The 19,316-nt window shown below is 59.3% G+C and carries 20 protein-coding genes and 1 tRNA gene; 17 read left to right on the forward strand and 4 right to left on the reverse strand.

The window, feature by feature from the left end:
* The 3 genes from Q7T10_RS07800 to Q7T10_RS07810 form a co-directional block, all read left to right on the forward strand.
* Window positions 1-1,732: DUF3458 domain-containing protein (locus tag Q7T10_RS07800; RefSeq protein WP_304747328.1), on the forward strand; the 1,732-nt coding region annotated here is incomplete at its 5' end.
* Between the two features lie 53 nt (window positions 1,733-1,785).
* Window positions 1,786-2,808: a class 1 fructose-bisphosphatase gene (locus Q7T10_RS07805; RefSeq protein ID WP_304747329.1), complete on the forward strand. Its 1,023-nt coding sequence runs from the start codon at window positions 1,786-1,788 to the stop codon at window positions 2,806-2,808.
* Between the two features lie 14 nt (window positions 2,809-2,822).
* A tRNA-Thr gene (locus Q7T10_RS07810) sits at window positions 2,823-2,898 on the forward strand.
* A gap of 375 nt (window positions 2,899-3,273) precedes the next feature.
* Here Q7T10_RS07810 and Q7T10_RS07815 read toward each other — a convergent pair.
* The 4 genes from Q7T10_RS07815 to Q7T10_RS07830 form a co-directional block, all read right to left on the reverse strand.
* The gene (locus Q7T10_RS07815) at window positions 3,274-3,939 is read right to left on the reverse strand and encodes a hypothetical protein (protein WP_304747330.1); all 666 of its coding nucleotides are present in this window, start codon (window positions 3,937-3,939) and stop codon (window positions 3,274-3,276) included.
* Between the two features lie 616 nt (window positions 3,940-4,555).
* Window positions 4,556-4,756: a hypothetical protein gene (locus Q7T10_RS07820; protein WP_304747354.1), complete on the reverse strand. Its 201-nt coding sequence runs from the start codon at window positions 4,754-4,756 to the stop codon at window positions 4,556-4,558.
* Window positions 4,757-4,796: 40 nt separating this feature from the next.
* Window positions 4,797-5,183 carry a transposase gene (locus Q7T10_RS07825; RefSeq protein WP_304747331.1) on the reverse strand — a complete coding sequence of 129 codons (387 nt, stop codon included), beginning with the start codon at window positions 5,181-5,183 and terminating at the stop codon, window positions 4,797-4,799.
* Between the two features lie 1,011 nt (window positions 5,184-6,194).
* Entirely contained in the window at window positions 6,195-7,151 is a 957-nt protein-coding gene (locus Q7T10_RS07830) for a LysR family transcriptional regulator (protein WP_304747332.1), read from the reverse strand.
* Window positions 7,152-7,268: 117 nt separating this feature from the next.
* Between Q7T10_RS07830 and Q7T10_RS07835 the strand changes: the two genes are divergently transcribed.
* The 14 genes from Q7T10_RS07835 (at window position 7,269) to Q7T10_RS07900 (ending at window position 19,306) form a co-directional block, all read left to right on the forward strand.
* Window positions 7,269-8,255, forward strand: a complete 987-nt coding sequence (locus Q7T10_RS07835; protein WP_304747333.1) for a 2Fe-2S iron-sulfur cluster-binding protein — start codon at window positions 7,269-7,271, stop codon at window positions 8,253-8,255.
* 46 nt (window positions 8,256-8,301) lie between these two features.
* The gene (locus Q7T10_RS07840; protein ID WP_304747334.1) at window positions 8,302-9,564 is read left to right on the forward strand and encodes an aromatic ring-hydroxylating dioxygenase subunit alpha; all 1,263 of its coding nucleotides are present in this window, start codon (window positions 8,302-8,304) and stop codon (window positions 9,562-9,564) included.
* 2 nt (window positions 9,565-9,566) lie between these two features.
* Entirely contained in the window at window positions 9,567-10,052 is a 486-nt protein-coding gene (nagH, locus tag Q7T10_RS07845; RefSeq protein WP_304747335.1) for a dalicylate 5-hydroxylase small oxygenase NagH, read from the forward strand.
* Window positions 10,053-10,061: 9 nt separating this feature from the next.
* The gene (gene nagAb / locus Q7T10_RS07850; protein ID WP_304747336.1) at window positions 10,062-10,376 is read left to right on the forward strand and encodes a naphthalene 1,2-dioxygenase/salicylate 5-hydroxylase systems ferredoxin NagAb; all 315 of its coding nucleotides are present in this window, start codon (window positions 10,062-10,064) and stop codon (window positions 10,374-10,376) included.
* Window positions 10,377-10,432: 56 nt separating this feature from the next.
* Entirely contained in the window at window positions 10,433-11,605 is a 1,173-nt protein-coding gene (locus tag Q7T10_RS07855; protein WP_304747337.1) for an ABC transporter substrate-binding protein, read from the forward strand.
* A complete protein-coding gene (locus tag Q7T10_RS07860) occupies window positions 11,605-12,531 on the forward strand; it encodes a branched-chain amino acid ABC transporter permease (RefSeq protein ID WP_304747338.1) in 927 nt (308 codons plus the stop codon). Before Q7T10_RS07855 ends, Q7T10_RS07860 begins: the two co-directional genes overlap by 1 nt.
* A complete protein-coding gene (locus Q7T10_RS07865) occupies window positions 12,528-13,484 on the forward strand; it encodes a branched-chain amino acid ABC transporter permease (protein ID WP_304747339.1) in 957 nt (318 codons plus the stop codon). The genes Q7T10_RS07860 and Q7T10_RS07865 overlap by 4 nt, the downstream gene beginning before the upstream one ends.
* Window positions 13,481-14,233 carry an ABC transporter ATP-binding protein gene (locus Q7T10_RS07870; protein ID WP_304747340.1) on the forward strand — a complete coding sequence of 251 codons (753 nt, stop codon included), beginning with the start codon at window positions 13,481-13,483 and terminating at the stop codon, window positions 14,231-14,233. The genes Q7T10_RS07865 and Q7T10_RS07870 overlap by 4 nt, the downstream gene beginning before the upstream one ends.
* Before the next feature lie 2 nt (window positions 14,234-14,235).
* Window positions 14,236-14,949, forward strand: coding sequence for an ABC transporter ATP-binding protein (locus Q7T10_RS07875; RefSeq protein WP_304747341.1), 714 nt, complete (start codon window positions 14,236-14,238; stop codon window positions 14,947-14,949).
* A gap of 36 nt (window positions 14,950-14,985) precedes the next feature.
* Window positions 14,986-15,576, forward strand: a complete 591-nt coding sequence (locus Q7T10_RS07880) for a hemerythrin domain-containing protein (RefSeq protein WP_304747342.1) — start codon at window positions 14,986-14,988, stop codon at window positions 15,574-15,576.
* 19 nt (window positions 15,577-15,595) lie between these two features.
* Window positions 15,596-16,651, forward strand: coding sequence for a cupin domain-containing protein (locus Q7T10_RS07885; protein ID WP_304747343.1), 1,056 nt, complete (start codon window positions 15,596-15,598; stop codon window positions 16,649-16,651).
* A 62-nt stretch (window positions 16,652-16,713) separates the two neighbouring features.
* Window positions 16,714-17,421, forward strand: a complete 708-nt coding sequence (locus tag Q7T10_RS07890) for a fumarylacetoacetate hydrolase family protein (protein ID WP_304747344.1) — start codon at window positions 16,714-16,716, stop codon at window positions 17,419-17,421.
* A gap of 8 nt (window positions 17,422-17,429) precedes the next feature.
* The gene (gene maiA / locus Q7T10_RS07895) at window positions 17,430-18,068 is read left to right on the forward strand and encodes a maleylacetoacetate isomerase (RefSeq protein ID WP_304747345.1); all 639 of its coding nucleotides are present in this window, start codon (window positions 17,430-17,432) and stop codon (window positions 18,066-18,068) included.
* 38 nt (window positions 18,069-18,106) lie between these two features.
* Window positions 18,107-19,306, forward strand: a complete 1,200-nt coding sequence (locus Q7T10_RS07900; RefSeq protein WP_304747346.1) for a helix-turn-helix domain-containing protein — start codon at window positions 18,107-18,109, stop codon at window positions 19,304-19,306.
* The last annotated feature ends 10 nt before the right edge of the window (window positions 19,307-19,316 follow it).

The following is a 19,316-nucleotide window of genomic DNA, read 5'->3' on the forward strand; positions in this document are numbered from 1 at the left end:
CTCCTTAAAAGAAGTCCTGACCGAGTTCCGCGACCAGGAGTTCTCGCAGGACCAGTGCGGCGACGCCTCGGCCCGGGCTCACAAGCGCATCGAAGACGTGCGCGAGCTGCGCACCGCCCAGTTCCCGGAAGACGCCGGCCCGATGGCGCCCCCGGTGCGGCCCGACAGCTACCTCGAGATCAACAACTTCTACACCGTCACCATTTACGAAAAAGGTGCCGAGGTGGTGCGCATGATGCAGACGCTGGTGGGGCGCCAGGGCTTCGCCAAAGGCATGACGCTGTACTTTGCGCGCCATGACGGCCAGGCCGTGACCTGCGACGATTTCGCCCAGGCCATTGCCGACGCCAACCCGGAGTCGGATCTGGCGCGCCTGCTGCCGCAGTTCAAGCGCTGGTACAGCCAGGCCGGCACGCCGCGCCTGCAAGCCACGGGCCAGTACGACGCACAGGCACGCACGTACACCCTGACGCTGGCGCAAAGCTGCGCCGCCACGCCGGGCCAGGCTGCCAAAGAGCCGTTTGTGATTCCCGTGCGCCTGGGACTGGTGAGCGTCAGCGGCGCCGCCCTGCCCCTGCAGCTGCAAGGCAGCGCTGTGGCCGCGTCCGACAACCACCTGTTTGTGATGACCCAGGCCAATGAGTCCATCACCTTTGTCAACGTGGATGAGGAGCCCGTGCCGTCCATCCTGCGCGGCTTCACCGCGCCCGTGCTGCTGGACTTTGACTACAGCGACGCCCAGCTGCTGACGCTGCTGGCCAATGACCCCGACCCGTTCAACCGCTGGGAAGCCGGCCAGCGCTTGGCGCTGCGCAGCGCTATTAAATCAATAGCTGATAACGCAATAACGACGGGGGCTAACCCGTTAAATGATGCTTACATCGAGGCCATGCGCAGCGTGCTGCGTCATCCGGCACTGGATGCGGCTTTCAAGGAACTGGTGCTCACCCTGCCCTCCGAGACCTACATCGCCGAGCAGCTCGACGTGGTGGACCCGCAGCGCATCCACGCCGTGCGCGAAGCCATGCGCGCCCAGCTGGCAGCGGCACTGGCCGCCGACTGGCAATGGGCGCTTGAAACCCACAACGACAACGGCAGCTACCGGCCCGACGCCGTGTCGGCCGGCCGTCGCGCGCTGGCCGGCATGGCGCTGGGGCAGCTGTGCCTGGCTGCGCGGGACAACCGCGACAGCGTGTGGCCGGGCAAGACCTACCAGCGCTTCAAGGATGCCAGCAACATGACCGACCGCGCCAATGCACTCAGTGCGCTGGTCAACAGCGGCCATGAACTCGCAACCGCGGCGCTGGCGCGCTTTCACACCCAGTTCAAGAACGAAGAACTGGTGCTGGACAAATGGTTCTCCCTGCAGGCCGGCGCCTGCGACCGTGGCGGCCAGGTGCTGCCGGCGGTGCGCCAGCTGATGATCCACCCGGACTTCAGCATCCGCAACCCGAACCGGGCGCGCAGCGTCATCTTCAGCTACTGCAACGCCAACCCCGGCGCGTTCCATCGCGCGGATGCGGCAGGCTATGTGTTCTGGAGCGAGCGGGTGATGGAGCTCGACAGCATAAACCCGCAGGTCGCCGCCCGCCTGGCGCGCGCGCTGGACCGCTGGAAAAAACTGACGGAACCGTACCGCAGCGCGGCGCGCGAAGCCCTGGCCCGCATCGCGGCCAAGACCGATTTGAGCAGCGACGTGCGCGAGGTGGTCAGCCGCGCCCTGGCCGACTGAGTCTGTCATTCAGTCCTCACGCACCCTCACAAAACTAACCCAATAGAGTACCCATGAGTCCAAAAATCTCCCTCACCCGCTACCTGGTGGAACAGCAGCGCATGGACGGGCACATACCGTCCCAGTTGCGCCTGCTGCTTGAAGTGGTGGCCCGCGCTTGCAAGAGCATCAGCCAGGCCGTCAACAAAGGCGCATTGGGTGGCGTGCTGGGCACCGCCGACAGCGAAAACGTGCAAGGCGAAGTGCAGAAAAAGCTCGACATCATCGCCAACGAAGTGCTGATCGAAGCCAATGAATGGGGCGGCCATCTGGCAGCCATGGCCAGTGAGGAAATGGACGCCATCTACGTGGTACCCAACCGCTATCCGCAGGGCGAATACCTGCTGCTGTTCGATCCCCTGGACGGCTCCAGCAACATCGACGTCAACGTCAGCATCGGCACCATCTTCAGCGTGCTGAAAATGCCCGAGGACGACCGTGGCGTGGACGAAGGCGACTTCCTGCAGCCCGGCCGCCAGCAGGTGGCCGCCGGCTACTGCGTCTACGGCCCGCAGACCACGCTGGTGCTGACGGTGGGCGACGGCGTGGCCATGTTCACACTGGACCGCGAGCAGGGCTCGTTTGTGCTGACCGAGGAAAACGTGCGCATCCCGCAAGACACCAAGGAATTTGCCATCAACATGAGCAACATGCGGCACTGGGATGAGCCCGTCAAGCGCTACATCGACGAATGCCTGCAGGGCAAAGAGGGCCCGCGCGAAAAAGACTTCAACATGCGCTGGATTGCCAGCATGGTGGCCGATGTGCACCGCATTCTGACGCGCGGCGGCGTCTTCCTGTACCCGTGGGACAAGCGCGAGCCCGGGAAGCCCGGCAAGCTGCGCCTGATGTACGAAGCCAACCCGATGAGCTGGCTCATCGAGCAGGCCGGCGGTGCCGCCACCAACGGCAAGCAGCGCATCCTGGACATCCAGCCCGGCAAACTGCACGAACGCGTGAGCGTGATTCTGGGTTCGAAGAACGAAGTGGAACGCGTCACCCGCTACCACAATGAGGCGGAACGAGCCGGGCTATAATTGAAAGTTAAAAAGCCGGTGTAGCTCAGTCGGTAGAGCAGCTCATTCGTAATGAGAAGGTCGGGTGTTCGATTCATCTCTCCGGCACCAAAATATGCAATAAAAACAACGCACTAGCCATTGCAGGACAGTGCGTTGTTTTGCATTGTTTGGCACACTTTTGCACTTCAAGTGTGGCAAATTTGTGGCAACATTTATGTCATATCTACAACGAAATGCATTCCAACGCACTCTCTTGCAGTCACCCTCACCAACGAGGCGCTATTTACGGCCTCTTCTGTCCGGCGCAAAGGGGCCATCGCCCCAAACCACTTCGCATAAGGTGAATGCGATACATCGTTAACAAATAAGGGGCAGGCGCGCCGTTTGACCAGCATGTGCATTTGCGCTGGCTTCTGGCGCTTGGAGATTCCGACAGACTCACCCAGCCTGACGGACTGGCGAGGCGAGCCAGTGTGCGTTTATTTAGTCGTCGGCCTCATGCCCGTCAAGATTTGGATTGTTAAGAAGGAACTCACGCTCCTTCAAACTTGCAAGAGTCTGCAGGAGGTCTAGGTCGGCTGCAAGGCGTTGGTTTGTTTTTCTTGCTGCGCCCAATTTGCCTTTGATCTCGATTCCAAGAGTTGATCTTCCTGTAGTCGGCGCATCGTCTGCTTTCCCTAGGTATGTGAAGGACTCAAATGGACCGCCCAATGGCCAGAGTTCTGTTGCGAGTTTGCTGGCAAGTTTGAAATAGCTTGTAGTCTTTTCATAGTTGTCTTCCACACCAGTTTTGGTCTCTTGGCGTTCTTGGTGAGGATCGAAATTGGGAAATGCCCAGATGTGGTTGGGTGGATGGTGTCCATGCCTCTCATCTGATACGCCCGTCATCAACCAGAACGCATATTGCGGCCAAGTTTTACCCACCGCATCGAGCATTGACACGGAAGCTTTTGTGGTGCCTCTGGTGTATTGGCGCCACTTTTCAGCGGCTATGCCTGTGTCTCGTTCTAACGATTTCCAGTCATTCTTGTTGTTGGTCAAACACGTCAAAAGCAGTTTTAAACGCGTGTCGATGTTGAATTGCGATTTCAATAACGAGTCAACATAGCTGTCGACATCTTCATGACTAGAGGATGATTTTCGTTTCATGTGGTAAATTTTACCGCTTTACGCGTTACACTTTAACCTTTAAAGCGTACAAAAGACGAATTATGGATGCTCCGACGAAAATTGTAAGGCCCGGGGTTAACACGGAGAACTTACTCACTGTTGAAAATCTGGCGTCCCGCATCCACAAGTCAGTCCCAAGCATTCGCAGTGACGCGACTCGAAACCCCCATTCACTGCCACCAATCTGCCGTCTGCCCGGTACAAAACGACTGCTTTGGCGTGAGGCTGATGTCGCTCGTTGGATAGCAAGCTACGTCAATTTTCCCGATGACACTGAAAAAGACCTCACCGCAAGCACATTGAGTAACACCTCAAAACGCAGGCCAGGTAGGCCAACCAAACGGCAACAAATTCAAAAGCAAATTGATTTGCAGAGTCTTACTAATCGAACGACTGATTCAACTCCTCCTGCGGCGGTCGCGTGATTGGGTTCGAGCCCACCATGCCGGAAGACGGCGCGGGGAGTTATTGGTGTCCCCGCGAGAAACAAAATACTGAGTCAACGGGCAAGAGCAAGCGTACACAAACTACGTCCGAGCGCGTCCAGGTGATGTCAAAGGCAGCTCGTGAACGCTCTCGGCAGAGCCTTCTTGGCCTACTTGCGGCTGCGCACGCTGCGCGCCGAACAGGCCCAAGTGGACTGGGCCCACATGGGCCATGTGATGGTCGGCCGTAAGCGCGCGGCAACGTTCAAGCGGTTCCCTCGCTTGTTGGCAAAGAGGTAGGCCGTATGGGGATGGGCGGCACCGAACACCGAAACAACCCGTGCCAGAGCGGTATCAGTTCCAGCGCGCATGTCCAGGGAGTAACGGCCAGCCACACCGCATCGATGCGGATCACTTGAGCCACTCGCGCAGCCAGGCTGCGCAGGCGCCACCGTCCTGCACGGGCCAGTTGACGGTGACCATCCCCGTTGGGCGCTGCACCTGGACGCGGATAGCATCGGGTTCTGAAGGTTTGTTCATCCCTGGAGCCTCGACCGTCAGCGGCACGAAGGCCGCCAGCTGCCCCTGGACTTGTGCCTGTTCAGCCCGTTGCTGCTCTTCACGGATCCATCGATGCACAATATTGGCGTTGACTTGATGACTCAGAGCGACGCCGGCAATAGAGGCTCCGCTGTAGCGGCATTGCGCAACAACGAGGGATTTGAGTTCAGCGCTGTAAAAGCGCCGTTTCGGCTGAGTATGTGTCGACGGGGTCGACATGGTGTCCACGATCTTCATCGTGCACACGATGCCTCAATATTCCGTCGATCTCAATATGGGTTTGCCGCGCGCTTACCGACAAAGTTGCGAGATCGGCCAAGCGAGTGCCTGTTGAAAGTCGACAGCGGCGGGCCATTTGCAGTCGGTCGCGAATGACCGTTTTGAAGCGACCCAAATTCGAGCAACCAAGATGCCTGATATCCGACCGCCAGTTACTGCCGCTGGATGCCCAATCTGGTCAGTGATCGATCAGTTCTAAAAGTTTCAACGAAATCTTTTAGAGTTATTGTCTTTCGAGCTGTTGCTTACACCTATAAGGAAGAGTAGAGCCACGGCTTGAACAGCCGAGTCAATTGCGGGTCAAAAACCCAAGTCATCAAACCGACAACAATCACCGTTAAAAGCATGATGCGTGTCAGTAGTGTCCAAGGTGCAAGCATATCGCCCAGCAACAAAAATAGCATGTAAACAGTCGGACAGATGCCAAGCCATGTCACAACGGCAAACTTCTAGCGCGGTGATGGGACTTGCTTAGGTCCCGTTGGCGCGTGGAACCAATGGGCCAAGCCTGAAACTTGTCTTACCAACGCCTGGCCCTCGATGAATGGGGCTGCTGCTGCCAACCCGAGGGAGCTAACCGGGGAGTTTTGCCAAATTTTGAGGTTGGACTCACTGCCAAATGCGAGGACGATGTGATACAGGCTGCCGTAAGCCCCCTCTTCATCCCCGGGGCGAACCAACGGCGCGCCCAGATGCCCCTTAAACGTTGCAGCAACGGCAATGATTTGACCCAGTACACGTTCAAACTCAAACTAGCGACCTTGCTTAACCTGTCGACTAATCAAAACGGTTGCTGCGTGCTCGGAGTTAGAGGTCATGGTGATCAATGAATGGATGTAACGACTCGAGGGAGCATTTCAATGCTCACTGCTATGCACACTCTGTTGGCGTTCTACTTCGAAGTAAACGCTGTGCAAGTGACAAGCATAATTAAGGTGGTGAATACCCGATTGGGCCCGGCGCCTCAAGTCACTTTGAACTTGATCGGCTACGGGCAGCACCCGGCGGTGAGGGCTTGACATCGCTGTCGGCGAACAGCTCTACAAAGAGCTGTCGAATCCACATGTTGGCGGGATCCCGGTTGAACTTGGCATGCCAGAACAGGTTAATTGCAATGTCCGGTAGACGTGCCGGATGAGGTGATGTGACAAGTCCAAATGGGGCTTCGCAGCGCTCAGCAAATCGTTCAGGCAGAGTGGAGATGAGATCGGTGGTCTGAAGTATGTGACCCACAGCAATGAAATGCGGAACGACCAACCGCATCTTGCGTTTAATGCCTGCACGTTCCAGCAAACCGTCTACTTCACTGTGCCCTGTATTCGCTGCGATGACACCAACGTGATCAAGTTCAGAAAACTGCTTTAAGGTCATTGGTGATTTGGCCAAGGGGTGCCCTTTGCGAAAGACGCACACATATTTGTGGCGAAACAGCCGGCGCTGAAAGAAGCCTGACTGCAAGTTGGGCAACAGACCTAGAGCCAAATCGACCGTACCGGACTCCATGTCCTCCTTAAGGTTTCCGGAGTTAGGTCGCACAGTGCTTACCCGCACATTAGGTGCGACCTTGGACAATGCAACCATCAGGGGCGGCATGAAGTACATCTCGCCAATATCGGTCATTGCCAGCTGGAACTTGCGTGTGCTGGCATGCGGATCAAACGAGTCGCGTGTGGTGAACGCGGTCTGAAGCGCGTTCAACGCATAAATCACTGGCTCTGCCAAATGCAAGGCATAAGGCGTGGGCTCCATCCCGCGTGAAGTCCGCAAAAACAGTTCGTCCTTCAATACGGCGCGCAATCGTTTGAGGGCGTTGCTAACGGCCGGCTGCGTCAACCCCAGCTTCTCTGCAGACGTGGAAACGCTGCGATCCAAGAGAAGCTGATTGAAAACAACCAGGAGGTTCAGGTCAATTTCGCGCAAGTCCATACGACACCCCAATATTCACAACAGTGATTTTAGCTATTGGATTCGCTTTATCGACTTATATCGCGAAAGTCTCCAAAATCGCCTCAAACAGGAGACAAGGGCATCAGCCTTCAAGACATGGAACTCGTCGTAGAACCTCTCAACGTGCGTCTGAACGTGGAAAGCGGAAGCAATCTATTGGACGTGCTCAGGGCCAATCAATTGCCTATTTCCTACAGCTGTATGTCGGGGCGTTGCGGTACCTGCCGCTGCCGCGTTCTGTCTGGTCAGGTTCGCAACAGTGGCCCGGAGGCCGGCAGACCACACGCGGGAAAAGACGAATATGTACTGGCCTGCCAGTCGGTGCTTACTGAGAACTGCGTGATCGAATTGCCAGAGGTGGACGAGGTTGTGGTGCATACCGCACGCATTGTGAAGGGCACGGTAACGGCCATAGAAGAGGCAACCCATGACATCCGGCGCATTCGGGTAAAGCTTGCCAAGCCCATTTCGTTCAGTGCGGGGCAATATGCAACGCTGCAATTCTCTCCCGAACACATTCGGCCTTATTCGATGGCCGGATTGTGCGATGACGCTGAAATGGAGTTTCAGATTCGCCGAGTGCCGGACGGCCGGGTCACCGCATTCATCTTTGACGATCTGGAAGTTGGGGCTGCCATTCGTGTCAGTGGCCCACTGGGTACCGCCTACCTGCGGCAAAAGCATACCGGACCGATGCTCTGCGTGGGTGGCGGTACTGGTCTTGCCCCGGTGCTGTCGATCGTTCGAGGCGCGTTGGAGACGGGCATGCAAAACCCCATCCATCTGTACTTCGGAGTGCGTAGTGGGCAGGATGTGTACGACGCCGAACGCCTGCAGGCATTGGCAGCCGAGCATCCGAATGTCAAAGTCCATATCGTCGTGGCCACCGGCGCGGCCGGAGCAGGCCAACGCAGTGGTCTGGTTACCGATGCCATTGAACGGGACCTGGGCACCTTGGTGGGCTGGCGAGCCTATCTGTGTGGAGCCCCCGCCATGGTGGAGGCCCTGAACCTTCTCGTCACCCGCATGGGCTTGGAGCCCGGGCATGTCCACGCCGACGCCTTTTACCCAAGCGGCATCTGATAAGCGCCGCAAACACAGACTCATAACCAACTCAAGGAGACAAGCAATGAGTGAACCAAAAACCGTATTTCCAGAAAGCCCAGCGTGGCCGGGGGAAGGAACTAGCAGGGTGCCATTTTGGGCCTACACCCGTGAGGACTTGTACAAGAAGGAACTGGATCGCCTGTTCTATAACGGCCACTGGTGCTATGTCGGCCTGGAAGCGGAAATCCCCAACGCGGGTGACTTCCGGCGCACGGTGGTCGGCGAGCGCTCAGTCATCATGGTGCGTGACCCGGAAGGCCACGTAAATGTGGTGGAAAACGTCTGCGCCCACCGCGGTATGCGTTTCTGCCGCGAGCGCAATGGCCACGCCAAGGACTTCTTCTGCCCCTACCACCAATGGAACTACAGCCTCAAGGGCGACCTGCAGGGCGTACCCTTTCTCCGGGGTGTCAAGCAGGAGGGCAAGGTCAATGGCGGTATGCCCAAAGACTTCAAGGTGGCCGACCATGGCCTCACCAAGCTCAAGGTGGCCGTGCGTGGTGGCGTGGTGTTCGCCTCCTTCGACCATGACGTGGAACCCTTCGAAGAATTCCTCGGCCCCACCATCCTGAAATACTTTGACCGCGTCTTTGATGGCCGCAAGCTGGAGATCCTGGGCTACCGCCGTCAGCGCATTCCGGGCAACTGGAAGCTGATGCAGGAAAACATCAAGGATCCGTACCACCCCGGCCTGCTGCACACCTGGTTTTCTACCTTTGGTTTGTGGCGCGCGGATAACAAGTCCGAGCTGAAGATGGACGAGCACTTCCGCCATGCCGCCATGATTTCCACTCGCGGACAGGGCGGCAAGAACGCCGATGTGGTGTCTGGGGTGGACAGCTTCAAGGACCAGATGAAGGTAAACGACCCACGCTTGCTGGACATTGTTCCGGAACCCTGGTGGGGCGGCCCCACGGCTGTCATGACCACGATTTTCCCGAGCGTGATCATCCAGCAACAGGTCAACAGTGTGTCCACCCGCCACATCCAGCCAAATGGCCACGGCTCGTTTGATTTCGTCTGGACCCACTTCGGCTTTGCCGACGACACGCCGGAGATGAAGGAACGTCGTCTGATACAGGCGAACCTGTTCGGACCTGCAGGCTTTGTGTCCGCTGACGACGGCGAAGTGATCGAATGGTCGCAAGAGGGGTTTGAGCAAAAGCCTGCGCACCGCACGGTGATCGAGATGGGCGGATACGACATCGCGGACGCAGATCACATGGTCACCGAAACCCTGATTCGTGGCATGTACAACTACTGGCGCAAGGTGATGGGGGAATAAACATGATCGACTTCAAGACTTACTTCGAACTGCTCAACCTTTACAGCGACTACGCCATGGTCTGCGACTCGGCCGAGTGGGAAAAATGGCCCGAGTTCTTTGTGGAAGAGGGCACGTACCGGCTGCAGCCACGCGAGAACTTCGACCAGGGTCTGCCCTTGTGCCTGCTGGCACTGGAGAGCAAGAACATGATTCGCGACCGGGTGTATGGCGTCAAGGAGACCATGTACCACGACCCCTACTACCAGCGCCACATCGTGGGCACACCGCGTGTGGTGTCCGTGGAGCGCGACATCTATGGCGAGCGTATCACCTCGGAGGCCAACTACACCGTGATCCGCACCAAGTATGACGGGGACTCCACGGTCTTCAATGTCGGCTATTACCGCGATGTCATCGTGCGCACGCCGGAAGGACTGAAGTTCCAGTCGCGCCTGTGCGTCTACGACAGCGAGATGATCGCCAATTCCATCATCTATCCTATTTAGGGGCTCACCATGTCAGAGAAATGGATGGATGCCGCAGCCCTCGCGGATATTCCCGAGGGGGATGTGATTGGCGTGCAGGTGGCTGGAAAGGAAATTGCCCTGTACGAAGTCGGTGGCGAGGTCTTCGCCACCGACAACATCTGCACCCACGGCCATGCGCGCATGAGTGATGGCTTTCTGGACGGCAGCGAAATTGAGTGCCCGCTGCACCAAGGCAAGTTTGATGTGTGCACCGGCAAAGCCTTGTGCGCACCGCTGACCGAAAACATCAGGACCTATGCGGTGCGCATAGAAAACATGCGCGTGATGTTGAAGCTCGATTGAACGGGCGGATGAATGTGCCTCCCGCGGGAGGCGTCAATTTAAATGAGGAGACAACTATGAAATTACCTACCATCGTTAAGACCATTGCCTGCAGCATGGCCGCCCTGTGCCTGTCCGCAGCGCACGCCGAGATCAAAATTGGCTTTACAGCGCCCTTGTCCGGACCCGTGGCCGCAGTCGGCCAGGACCAGTACGACGGCTTCATGCTCGGCATAGAGGCCCTGGGCAAAAAACTGGGCGGCGAGGCCGTCACGGTTTTGCGCGAAGACGACCAGCTCAAGCCCGAGCTGGGCAACCAGATTGCGCGCAAGCTGATTGACCGCGACAAGGTGGACGCGATGGTGGGCCTTGGCTTCTCCAACGTGCTGATGGCCAGTCTGCCGCGCATCGTGGAGTCGGGCACTGTCGCCATCGCCACCAATGCGGGTCCCTCCCCGCTGGCCGGTGCCGGCTGCCTGCCCAATGTGTTCTCCATGTCCTGGCAGAACGATGGCGCAGCGGAGGCCATGGGAAAGTACGCACAGGACAGTGGCTACAAGCGTGTCTACCTGATGGCCCCCAACTACCAGGCCGGCAAAGACTACGTGGCCGGCTTTAAGCGCTATTTCAAGGGACAGGTGCTTGATGAGGTGTACACCCAGGTCAACCAGCCCGACTATTCTGCCGAGATCGCCCAGCTGCAGGCCGCCGGCCCAGACGCCGTGTTCGTGTTCTATCCGGGTGGCATGGGCGTCAATTTCGTCAAGCAGTTCAGCCAGGCTGGCCTTGGGAAGAAGGTTCCGCTGATGTCCGCCTTCACCGTGGATGGCACCACTCTGCCTTCGCTGCGCGATGCTGCCGTCGGCACCATCTCGGGCGCGATGTGGGATGTGGCGCTGAAAACACCTGGCAACGCCGAGTTCATTGCCAGCTTCAGCAAAAAGTACGGTCGCGTTCCCAGCCATTACGCGGCGGTGGCCTATGACACGGCCAAGCTGCTGGACATTGCCGTGCGCAAGGTCAAGGGCAACACCTCCGACAAGGCGGCATTCGCAGCTGCGGTCAAGTCCGCCGGTGCCGAGTTGAAATCCCTGCGCGGTCCGTTCCGGTTCAACACCAACAACATGCCGGTGCAGAACTACTACGCCTTCCAGACCGTCAAGGAAGGCAGCGAGGTCACCGTCAAGCAGTTGGGCACGCCCCTGCCGGACCACCAGGATGCCTACGTAGCCCTGTGCAAGGCTAAGTGATGTCCGCTTCCCTGCTCATCGCGCAGCTGCTCAACGGTCTGCAGTACGGCGTCATGCTGTTTCTGCTGGCCGCCGGCCTGACCCTGGTGTTCGGCATCATGAGCTTTGTCAACCTGGCCCATGGTTCGCTGTACATGCTGGGCGCCTATGCGGCGGCCGTGGTGGGCGGGTACACCGGCTCTTTCGCACTCGGTGTGCTGGCGGCCGTGGTCACCGGTGTGGTGGTGGGCATGGTGCTGGAATGGGTGGCGGTGTCCCGCCTGTACCGGCGTGACCACCTTGACCATGTGCTGGCGACCTTTGGCCTGGTGCTCTTCTTCAATGAAGTGGTGCGCATGGTCTGGGGCCCGCAACCGGTCTTCGTCACACTGCCCGAGTCGCTTTCCGGTACGGTCGAATTCCTGGGTTTCAGCTACCCCAGCTACCGCTTTCTGATCATTGCGGTGGGCCTGGTGGTGGCCGCCGGCAGCCAGTGGCTGATCCATAAGACCCGCATGGGCATGCTGATCCGTGCCGGCTCGGTCAATCCGCAGATGGTGGGTGCCCTGGGGGTCAACATCGGACTGCTGAACGCGATGCTGTTCGCATTGGGCTCGGCGCTGGCGGCGCTGGCCGGCGCCATGGCCGGTCCCATCCTCTCGGTGCAAAGCGGTATGGGCGAGCCCGTACTCATCACCACGCTGGTGGTGATCGTGATTGGCGGCATTGGCTCGGTGCATGGCGCACTCTATGCCGGGATCATCGTCGGCCTGGTCGACACGCTGGGGCGCACCTTTTTGCCCATGCTTATCCGCGCCTTTGCCGACAGAGAAGTTGCCAATGCCGCCGGACCCGCCCTTGCCTCCATGCTGATATACGTGCTGATGGCCGTGATCCTGGCCTGGCGTCCGCATGGCCTGTTTCCCGCCAACAAGGCCAAGTCATGAAGAACCTGTTACGACCGGCACAGCTCATACCGGTGCTCTTGCTGCTGGCCCTGGCGGTGCTCCCGCCCATTGCAACGGCAATGGATGACAACTTCTGGGTGGCCTTTTTTGCCCGCGTCCTGGTCTACGCCATCGCCGCCAGCGCGCTGAACATTGCGCTGGGTTTTGGTGGGCTGGTCAGTCTCGGACACGCTTTGTTTATCGGCATTGGCATGTACAGCGTTTCGCTGCCGGCCTTTTACGGTGTGTCTTCTGGCTGGGTGCATCTGGCAGCCTGCGTGCTGGTGTGTGCGCTGGTAGGGGGCTTTACCGGGCTGATCAGTCTGCGCACCTCGGGCATCGCCTTCATCATGATCACACTGGCCTTTGCGCAAATGGGCTACTTTGTCATTGTCAGCCTCAAGCAGTATGGTGGTGACGACGGCATGGGCATTGCCACTGCCAGTGAATTCTTCGGCCTGCAATTGAACACGCCCATGGCCGTCTACTACTGCGCCTGGGTGGTGTTGGTGGCGCTGACCTACTGGGTTTTGCGTCTGCGGGCGTCACCCTTTGGCATGGCTTTGCGTGCGGGGCGCCAGAATGCCCGGCGGGTCATGTCCGTGGGATTGGCGCTGCAGCGTTACCAGCTTGCCGCCTACACGCTCTCGGCCGTGCTGTGCGGTGTGGCCGGCATGCTGCTGGCCAATCTGAATGCCTACGCCTCACCCAGCAGCATGGCCTGGACGGTATCAGGTGAGCTCATCGTCATGGTGGTGTTGGGCGGCCTGGGTAGCGTCTTCGGCCCTTTCCTGGGAGCCTTGGCCTTTCTCGGCACGGAAGAAGTGCTGAAGGCCGCCACCGAACATTGGATGGCCGTGTTTGGTCTGGCCATTCTGGCGGTCGCCATGCTGGGTAAGACCGGCCTGGCAGGTTGGCTACAGAACCGTTCTGCCAAGGAAGGCAAAGCATGAAGACACTGCTGCAAACGGACCTACTGACCAAGCGCTATGGAGCGATCCTGGTCACGGACAACGTATCGCTGGATGTGCGCGAAGGGGAGCTGCACGCCATCATCGGCCCCAATGGTGCGGGCAAGACCACGCTGATCAATCAACTGTCGGGCGAGCTGCGCTCCGACAGCGGACGCATCCGCCTTGGTGATGCTGATGTGACTGCCTTGGGCATCAATGCCCGCGCCCGGCTGGGGCTGGTGCGCTCCTACCAGATCACCTCGGTGTTCGACGAATTCACCGTATTGGAAAACGCCACGCTGGCCGCCCTGGGTGCCCGCACCCATGCGTTCCGCTTCTGGCATTCGCTGCTGGGGGACCGTGAGGCCCGGGTCGCAGCGCAGGAAGGCATTGAGGCGGCTGGCCTCAGCGCGCGGTCCCAGGTGCTGGCGTCTGAGTTGGGCTATGGTGAGCGTCGCCAGCTGGAGCTGGCAATGGCGCTGGCAGCGCGTCCGAAATTTCTGCTGCTCGATGAGCCCATGGCGGGAATGAGCGTGCAGGAGTCGGCGGCCGTGGTCGCGCTGCTCAAGACGCTGAAGCGCAAGTACACGATTCTGCTGGTCGAGCATGACATGAACGCCGTGTTTGCATTGGCGGATCGCATCAGCGTGCTGGTGTACGGTCGTCTGATGGTGACGGGGACTCCTGAGGAAATTCGTGGCAATGAGGAAGTGCGTGCCATTTACCTTGGTGAAGAGGAGATCGTTTGACCATGAAGCCTTTGTTGAATGTGGCGGGTTTGAAGGCGGGTTACGGCGCAGCCCAGGTGCTGTTTGGCGTGGACTTGTCGGTAGTCGAGGGTGAGGTCATTACCCTGCTGGGGCGCAACGGCATGGGTCGCTCCACCACCATCAAATGCCTGTTCGGCTTGCTGGAACCCAAGGCTGGTGAAATCGAGTTTGGCGGCCAGCGTACGGAGCGTCTGCCATCCCATCAGATCGCCAAGCTGGGCCTGGGCTTGGTGCCCGAGGGGCGCCAGATCTTCCCAAACCTGACGGTCGAAGAAAACCTGATTGCCACGGCGCGCGTCAATGCCGCCAACGGCTTAAAGCACTGGAGTCTGGAGCGGGTGTACGGGTTCTTCCCGCGTCTGCAGGAGCGGCGCAGCAACATGGGCTCGCAGCTTTCGGGTGGTGAGCAGCAAATGCTGGCCATTGGTCGCGCCTTGATGACCAACCCTCGGCTGGTCGTGCTGGATGAAGCGACCGAAGGCCTGGCCCCGCTGATTCGTACAGAAATCTGGCGCGCACTGCGGGAACTGAAGGACGAAGGCCTGTCCCTGATCGTGATCGATAAAAACCTGGGGCCCTTGCTGGAGTTGGCAGATCGCCATTTCGTGCTGGAAAAAGGCGTGGTCGTCTGGTCCGGTACTTCCAGCGCATTGCGGGCTGACCCGCGCATCGTGCACGAGTACCTGGGTGTTTAAAAGGAACAATCCCTGCAACTTCGCAGAGAGGAAAACATGAGCGACTCCAAGTCAAAGGCCATCAACATCATTCGCGCAGAACATCGCGCCTTGGGCGCGGTTATCAACAACATCAAGGCCCTATTGCAAGAGGTTCAGGCAGAGCGCACGACCATGGACTTCCGGCTCTTTTGGGCCATGGTCTATTACATAGACGCGTTTCCTGATCGCCTGCACCACCCGAAAGAAGACGACTGGCTGTTCGCCTGTCTCAAGCAACGCACACAACTGGCCGACAGCCTGATCGATGCCCTGCAGAGCCAGCACCAGGCCGAACCAGCAGCGCTGGCCGGCTTGCGTCGCGATCTAGGGAACTTTGAAGCCGGTGTGCCCGGCAGCCTGGAAGCCTTGCAGTCCACGGTTGCCAGCTACGCCGACTTCTCCTGGAAGCATTTGCGCGCGGAGGAAAACGAACTCCTGCCGCTGGCTGAGGCCCACCTGCTGGCATCGGACTGGGACGCCATCGCCCATGCCTTTGCGCAAAACGCCGACCCCCTGGCGGGCTCGTCAGACAACGAGCGGTTTGACGCCCTGTTTCACGACATCGTCAACCGCACACCCGCGCCCCTGGGTTTGGGCGCAGCCTGATACATACCGGAGAGAACATATGGAAGACAACAACCGCTTTGACACCCTGGGGCGCCTGGAAGACCTGCCGCAGGCCTACCGCGACCAACTCACCCAACGCAACCTGGTTCCGCTGTGGCCCAGCCTGCGCGGCGTGTTGCCGCCGAATATCCCGACGCGCAAGACACAGACCACGCATTGGCCCTATAGCGAAATTCGTGAGCTGTTGATTCAGGCTGGCGAACTGACACCTATCGAGAAGGCCGAGCGTCGCGTGCTGGTGCTGGCCAATCCGGGCCACGGCCTGACCAATATGCAGGCTAGCGCCGCCATGTACCTGGGCATGCAACTGCTGTTGCCCGGGGAACTGGCGCCAGTGCACCGCCATACGCCCAATGCGGTGCGCATGGTGGTGGAAGGCGAAGGCGCCTGGACGTTGGTGGGTGGCGAAAAGTGCCCCATGCAGCGCGGCGACCTGATCCTCACGCCAACCGGCCTGTGGCACGAGCATGGCCATGACGGCAAAGACCCCGTGATATGGCTGGATGTGCTGGACCTGCCTTTGATCTACTACACGGAGACCTCCTACCACCTGGAAGGCCCCAGCCAGAGCGCCACAGCCGGCCAGGGCTTCAAGGCCTATGCCCGTGGGGGCGTGGTGCCCACCAAGGTGTTTCAGCGCTCTGACAAGGCTTACCCCATGCTGCGCTACCCCTGGGCCGATGCCAAAGCGGCACTGCTGTCGCTGGCCGAAGAGCAGACCGGAGCGGACGCGGTGCAGGTCACCTATGTGAATCCTGAAACTGGTGCGGACGCGGAAAACATTCTGGGCTTTTATGCGTTGATGTTGCGTCCCGGGGAGACCTTGCGTCTACCGGCCCGCTCGCCAGCCCAGGTGTTTCACCAGATCGAAGGCCAGACCGATGTGCAAGTAGAAGCCACCGGCTTCACCATGGTCGAGGCAGACACCTGCTGCGCGCCGGGCTATACCGCGGTGACGCTGAAGAACCGGTCTGCCACTGCGCCCGCCTTCCTGTTTGTGGCGGATGAAGCGCCGCTGCATCGCAAGCTGGGTGTGTACGAGATCCGGGGCTGATTCATCTCTCGCATTCCTGCATAGCTCCCAACAGAACCAATTTCAACCTTTCTGGAAAAACCATGACCCTCACGCAATACCTGTTCAGCCCACCCGCCCCGATGACGGCGCCCATCCGTGGCATGGCTTCGCGCTTTCCCATCAACCGCCTGTTTTTTGTCGGCCGCAACTACCACGCACACGCGGTGGAAATGGGCCGTCCGGTGGACAAGTCGGTAGAGCGCCCGTTTTACTTCACCAAGGCGCCACAGACCCTGACGATTTCGGGTGCCACCGTGGCCTACCCGCCCGAGACCAGCAACTACCACTTCGAGATGGAGATGGTTGTGGCGATTGGCAAGGCAGGCTTTCGTGTCAAGGCGGACGACGCTCACACGCTGATCTACGGTTACGCCGCCGGACTGGACATGACGCGCCGCGACTTGCAACTGGTGGCTCGCGACAAGGGTCGTCCCTGGGACCTGGGCAAGGATGTGGAGCAATCGTCCGTCTGCTCGGAGATTGTTCCCATGGAAGGCGTGATCATTGAGAGCGGAGCCATCGCCCTGGAAGTCAATGGCCAGACCAAGCAGTCGTCCGATGTGGACAAGCTGATCTGGAATGTGCGTGAACTGATTGCCGACCTCTCGCTGTTCTACCACCTGCAACCCGGCGACCTGATTTACACCGGAACGCCCGAAGGCGTGGGCCCGGTAGTGGCCGGCGACAAGATCACCGGTCGCGTGGAAGGTGTGGCCGAAGTGGCACTGACGGTTGGTGCGCCCGAGTAAGCAGACACATGAAGCTCTACAACTTCTTTCGCAGCGGCACATCCCACCGACTGCGCATTGCCTTGAACCTCAAGGGCATCGGCTACGACTACGTGGCAGTCGACCTGCGCAAGAACGAACACCAGGGCGCGGTCTACAAAGCCCTGAATCCGCAGGGTCTGGTGCCAGTGCTGGTGGATGGCGATCGGGTGCTGACGCAGTCCGTGGCCATCATCGAATGGCTGGAAGAGCGCTACCCCACGCCCGCGCTGCTTCCTCCCGATGTGAACGACAGAGCGCATGTGCGGGCGCTGGCGGCCGTGATCGGTTGCGACATCCATCCCGTAAACAACAAGCGCATTCTGGACACGCTGCGCGCTAGTTTTGGTGCGGATGACGCCGCCATCAACCTTTGGTGCGGCACCTGGATTAGCGACGGTTTTGATGCCTATGAAGCACTTCTGGCGGCAGATACCCGTCGCGCAGGTTTCAGCTTCCGCAACGCACCCACCATCGCCGATGTGTACCTGGTGCCGCAAATTGAAAGCGCACGTCGCTTCAAGGTGGACCTGGGACGCTGGCCACTAATCATGGAAGTGGACGCGAACTGCGGCGCTCTGGAGGCCTTTCAGCGGGCGACGCCCACGGCTCAGCCCGACGCCTCGTAAATGGCATAGCATCCGCTTCATATTTTGAAGGACCGGCCATGCAATCCCTCTTCTTCTCTACCCAGGCGGATCGGGTTGCACTGGCCCGACAACGGTACTTTGAAGAAGGTGAATTGCCCTCAGGCATCGTCAGCGAGGCCGTGTTCCAGTCCTGGGCCCGATGCTTAAGGCAAAAGCAAGACCCTCGCGCACAGCTGGAGTTCCAGCCGGTGTCTGCCAGCCGGGCGCAGTTGGCCCTGCAAAAGAACCGCTTGCTGCGCAATGCCTGGTTGGCAGAAGCCGGCGAACTCGACTCGGTGCTGAGGGCCACCAATTGCGGCGCCATGCTGACCGACCTCAGCGGCGTATTGATCGGGGCCACCAGTTCACGGCGTGTGCATGAAAAGATCACGCCAGTGGCGCACCGCATAGGCGTCAATTTCGCAGAAGAGGCCGTCGGCACGACCGCGCCGGGCATTGTGGCGTGCACCGGCAGGCAGGCTTGCGTACAAGGGGCGGAGCACTTCTTTGAGAGCGTGAACTTCATGCACTGCGCGGCAGCCCCCATACGCGACATCCATGGCAACTTGGCCGGTGTTCTGGATATGTCCAGTGAAGGGATTGCTTTTAACTTTGATGCGGCGTCGGTGGTCGGCCTTTACGCGTCTTCGATCGAAAACCGTTTGCTGGTGTCGCAATCCAGTGAGCACCTAATCGTGCGCTTCCAGATTTCTGCGGCCATGCTTGATACACCCTTGGCCGGCCTGATGGGGGTGGACATGCAGGGTAGGATTGTCTGGAGAAACGCTTCCGCCTCCAGACTATTGGGGATGCCTCCAGATGGCGAGCAGCCCGGATTCAGCAAAGTTGACGAGATTCTGCAAATCAGCTTTTCGGAACTGGCTTCGGTCCGCGCTGCCGCCCATTCGTTGTTGCGCCTGCGTAACGGACTGCAGGTGCATGTGCGCTGCGAGCTACAGGCCCGCGACGGGCACCACCAACTTTTTGCCATGGGCCAGTCAACGCAAGAGACCCCTTTGGTGGACATAAGCCCGGGCGTTCCGCCAGCCCGTGGGAACGCCCTGGAAAACGCGGTAGCGGTGCCTGCAGCCGATCAAGCGGAGCCCGCAAGTTTGCGCGACGCCGACGTTGACCTGATTGCCAGAACGATCAAGGAGTGTGGTGGCAACGTCTCCGCAGCTGCCAGGAAGCTGCAGGTGTCCCGGGGATTCATCTATCGCAGAGTCCAGAGCGCGTAGACACCCGTCG

The organism is Rhodoferax sp. (genome assembly GCF_030646845.1).
GTDB lineage: Bacteria > Pseudomonadota > Gammaproteobacteria > Burkholderiales > Burkholderiaceae_C > Rhodoferax.

What these genes read in the sequence shown, in the direction of transcription:
- Q7T10_RS07805 (WP_304747329.1), top strand. Translation starts at nt 1,786, where the DNA reads ATGAGTCCAAAAATCTCCCTCACCCGCTACCTGGTGGAACAGCAGCGC.
- Q7T10_RS07815 (WP_304747330.1), bottom strand. Translation starts at nt 3,939, where the DNA reads ATGAAACGAAAATCATCCTCTAGTCATGAAGATGTCGACAGCTATGTT.
- Q7T10_RS07820 (WP_304747354.1), bottom strand. Translation starts at nt 4,756, where the DNA reads ATGCGCGCTGGAACTGATACCGCTCTGGCACGGGTTGTTTCGGTGTTC.
- Q7T10_RS07825 (WP_304747331.1), bottom strand. Translation starts at nt 5,183, where the DNA reads ATGAAGATCGTGGACACCATGTCGACCCCGTCGACACATACTCAGCCG.
- Q7T10_RS07830 (WP_304747332.1), bottom strand. Translation starts at nt 7,151, where the DNA reads ATGGACTTGCGCGAAATTGACCTGAACCTCCTGGTTGTTTTCAATCAG.
- Q7T10_RS07835 (WP_304747333.1), top strand. Translation starts at nt 7,269, where the DNA reads ATGGAACTCGTCGTAGAACCTCTCAACGTGCGTCTGAACGTGGAAAGC.
- Q7T10_RS07840 (WP_304747334.1), top strand. Translation starts at nt 8,302, where the DNA reads ATGAGTGAACCAAAAACCGTATTTCCAGAAAGCCCAGCGTGGCCGGGG.
- nagH (WP_304747335.1), top strand. Translation starts at nt 9,567, where the DNA reads ATGATCGACTTCAAGACTTACTTCGAACTGCTCAACCTTTACAGCGAC.
- nagAb (WP_304747336.1), top strand. Translation starts at nt 10,062, where the DNA reads ATGTCAGAGAAATGGATGGATGCCGCAGCCCTCGCGGATATTCCCGAG.
- Q7T10_RS07855 (WP_304747337.1), top strand. Translation starts at nt 10,433, where the DNA reads ATGAAATTACCTACCATCGTTAAGACCATTGCCTGCAGCATGGCCGCC.
- Q7T10_RS07860 (WP_304747338.1), top strand. Translation starts at nt 11,605, where the DNA reads ATGTCCGCTTCCCTGCTCATCGCGCAGCTGCTCAACGGTCTGCAGTAC.
- Q7T10_RS07865 (WP_304747339.1), top strand. Translation starts at nt 12,528, where the DNA reads ATGAAGAACCTGTTACGACCGGCACAGCTCATACCGGTGCTCTTGCTG.
- Q7T10_RS07870 (WP_304747340.1), top strand. Translation starts at nt 13,481, where the DNA reads ATGAAGACACTGCTGCAAACGGACCTACTGACCAAGCGCTATGGAGCG.
- Q7T10_RS07875 (WP_304747341.1), top strand. Translation starts at nt 14,236, where the DNA reads ATGAAGCCTTTGTTGAATGTGGCGGGTTTGAAGGCGGGTTACGGCGCA.
- Q7T10_RS07880 (WP_304747342.1), top strand. Translation starts at nt 14,986, where the DNA reads ATGAGCGACTCCAAGTCAAAGGCCATCAACATCATTCGCGCAGAACAT.
- Q7T10_RS07885 (WP_304747343.1), top strand. Translation starts at nt 15,596, where the DNA reads ATGGAAGACAACAACCGCTTTGACACCCTGGGGCGCCTGGAAGACCTG.
- Q7T10_RS07890 (WP_304747344.1), top strand. Translation starts at nt 16,714, where the DNA reads ATGACCCTCACGCAATACCTGTTCAGCCCACCCGCCCCGATGACGGCG.
- maiA (WP_304747345.1), top strand. Translation starts at nt 17,430, where the DNA reads ATGAAGCTCTACAACTTCTTTCGCAGCGGCACATCCCACCGACTGCGC.
- Q7T10_RS07900 (WP_304747346.1), top strand. Translation starts at nt 18,107, where the DNA reads ATGCAATCCCTCTTCTTCTCTACCCAGGCGGATCGGGTTGCACTGGCC.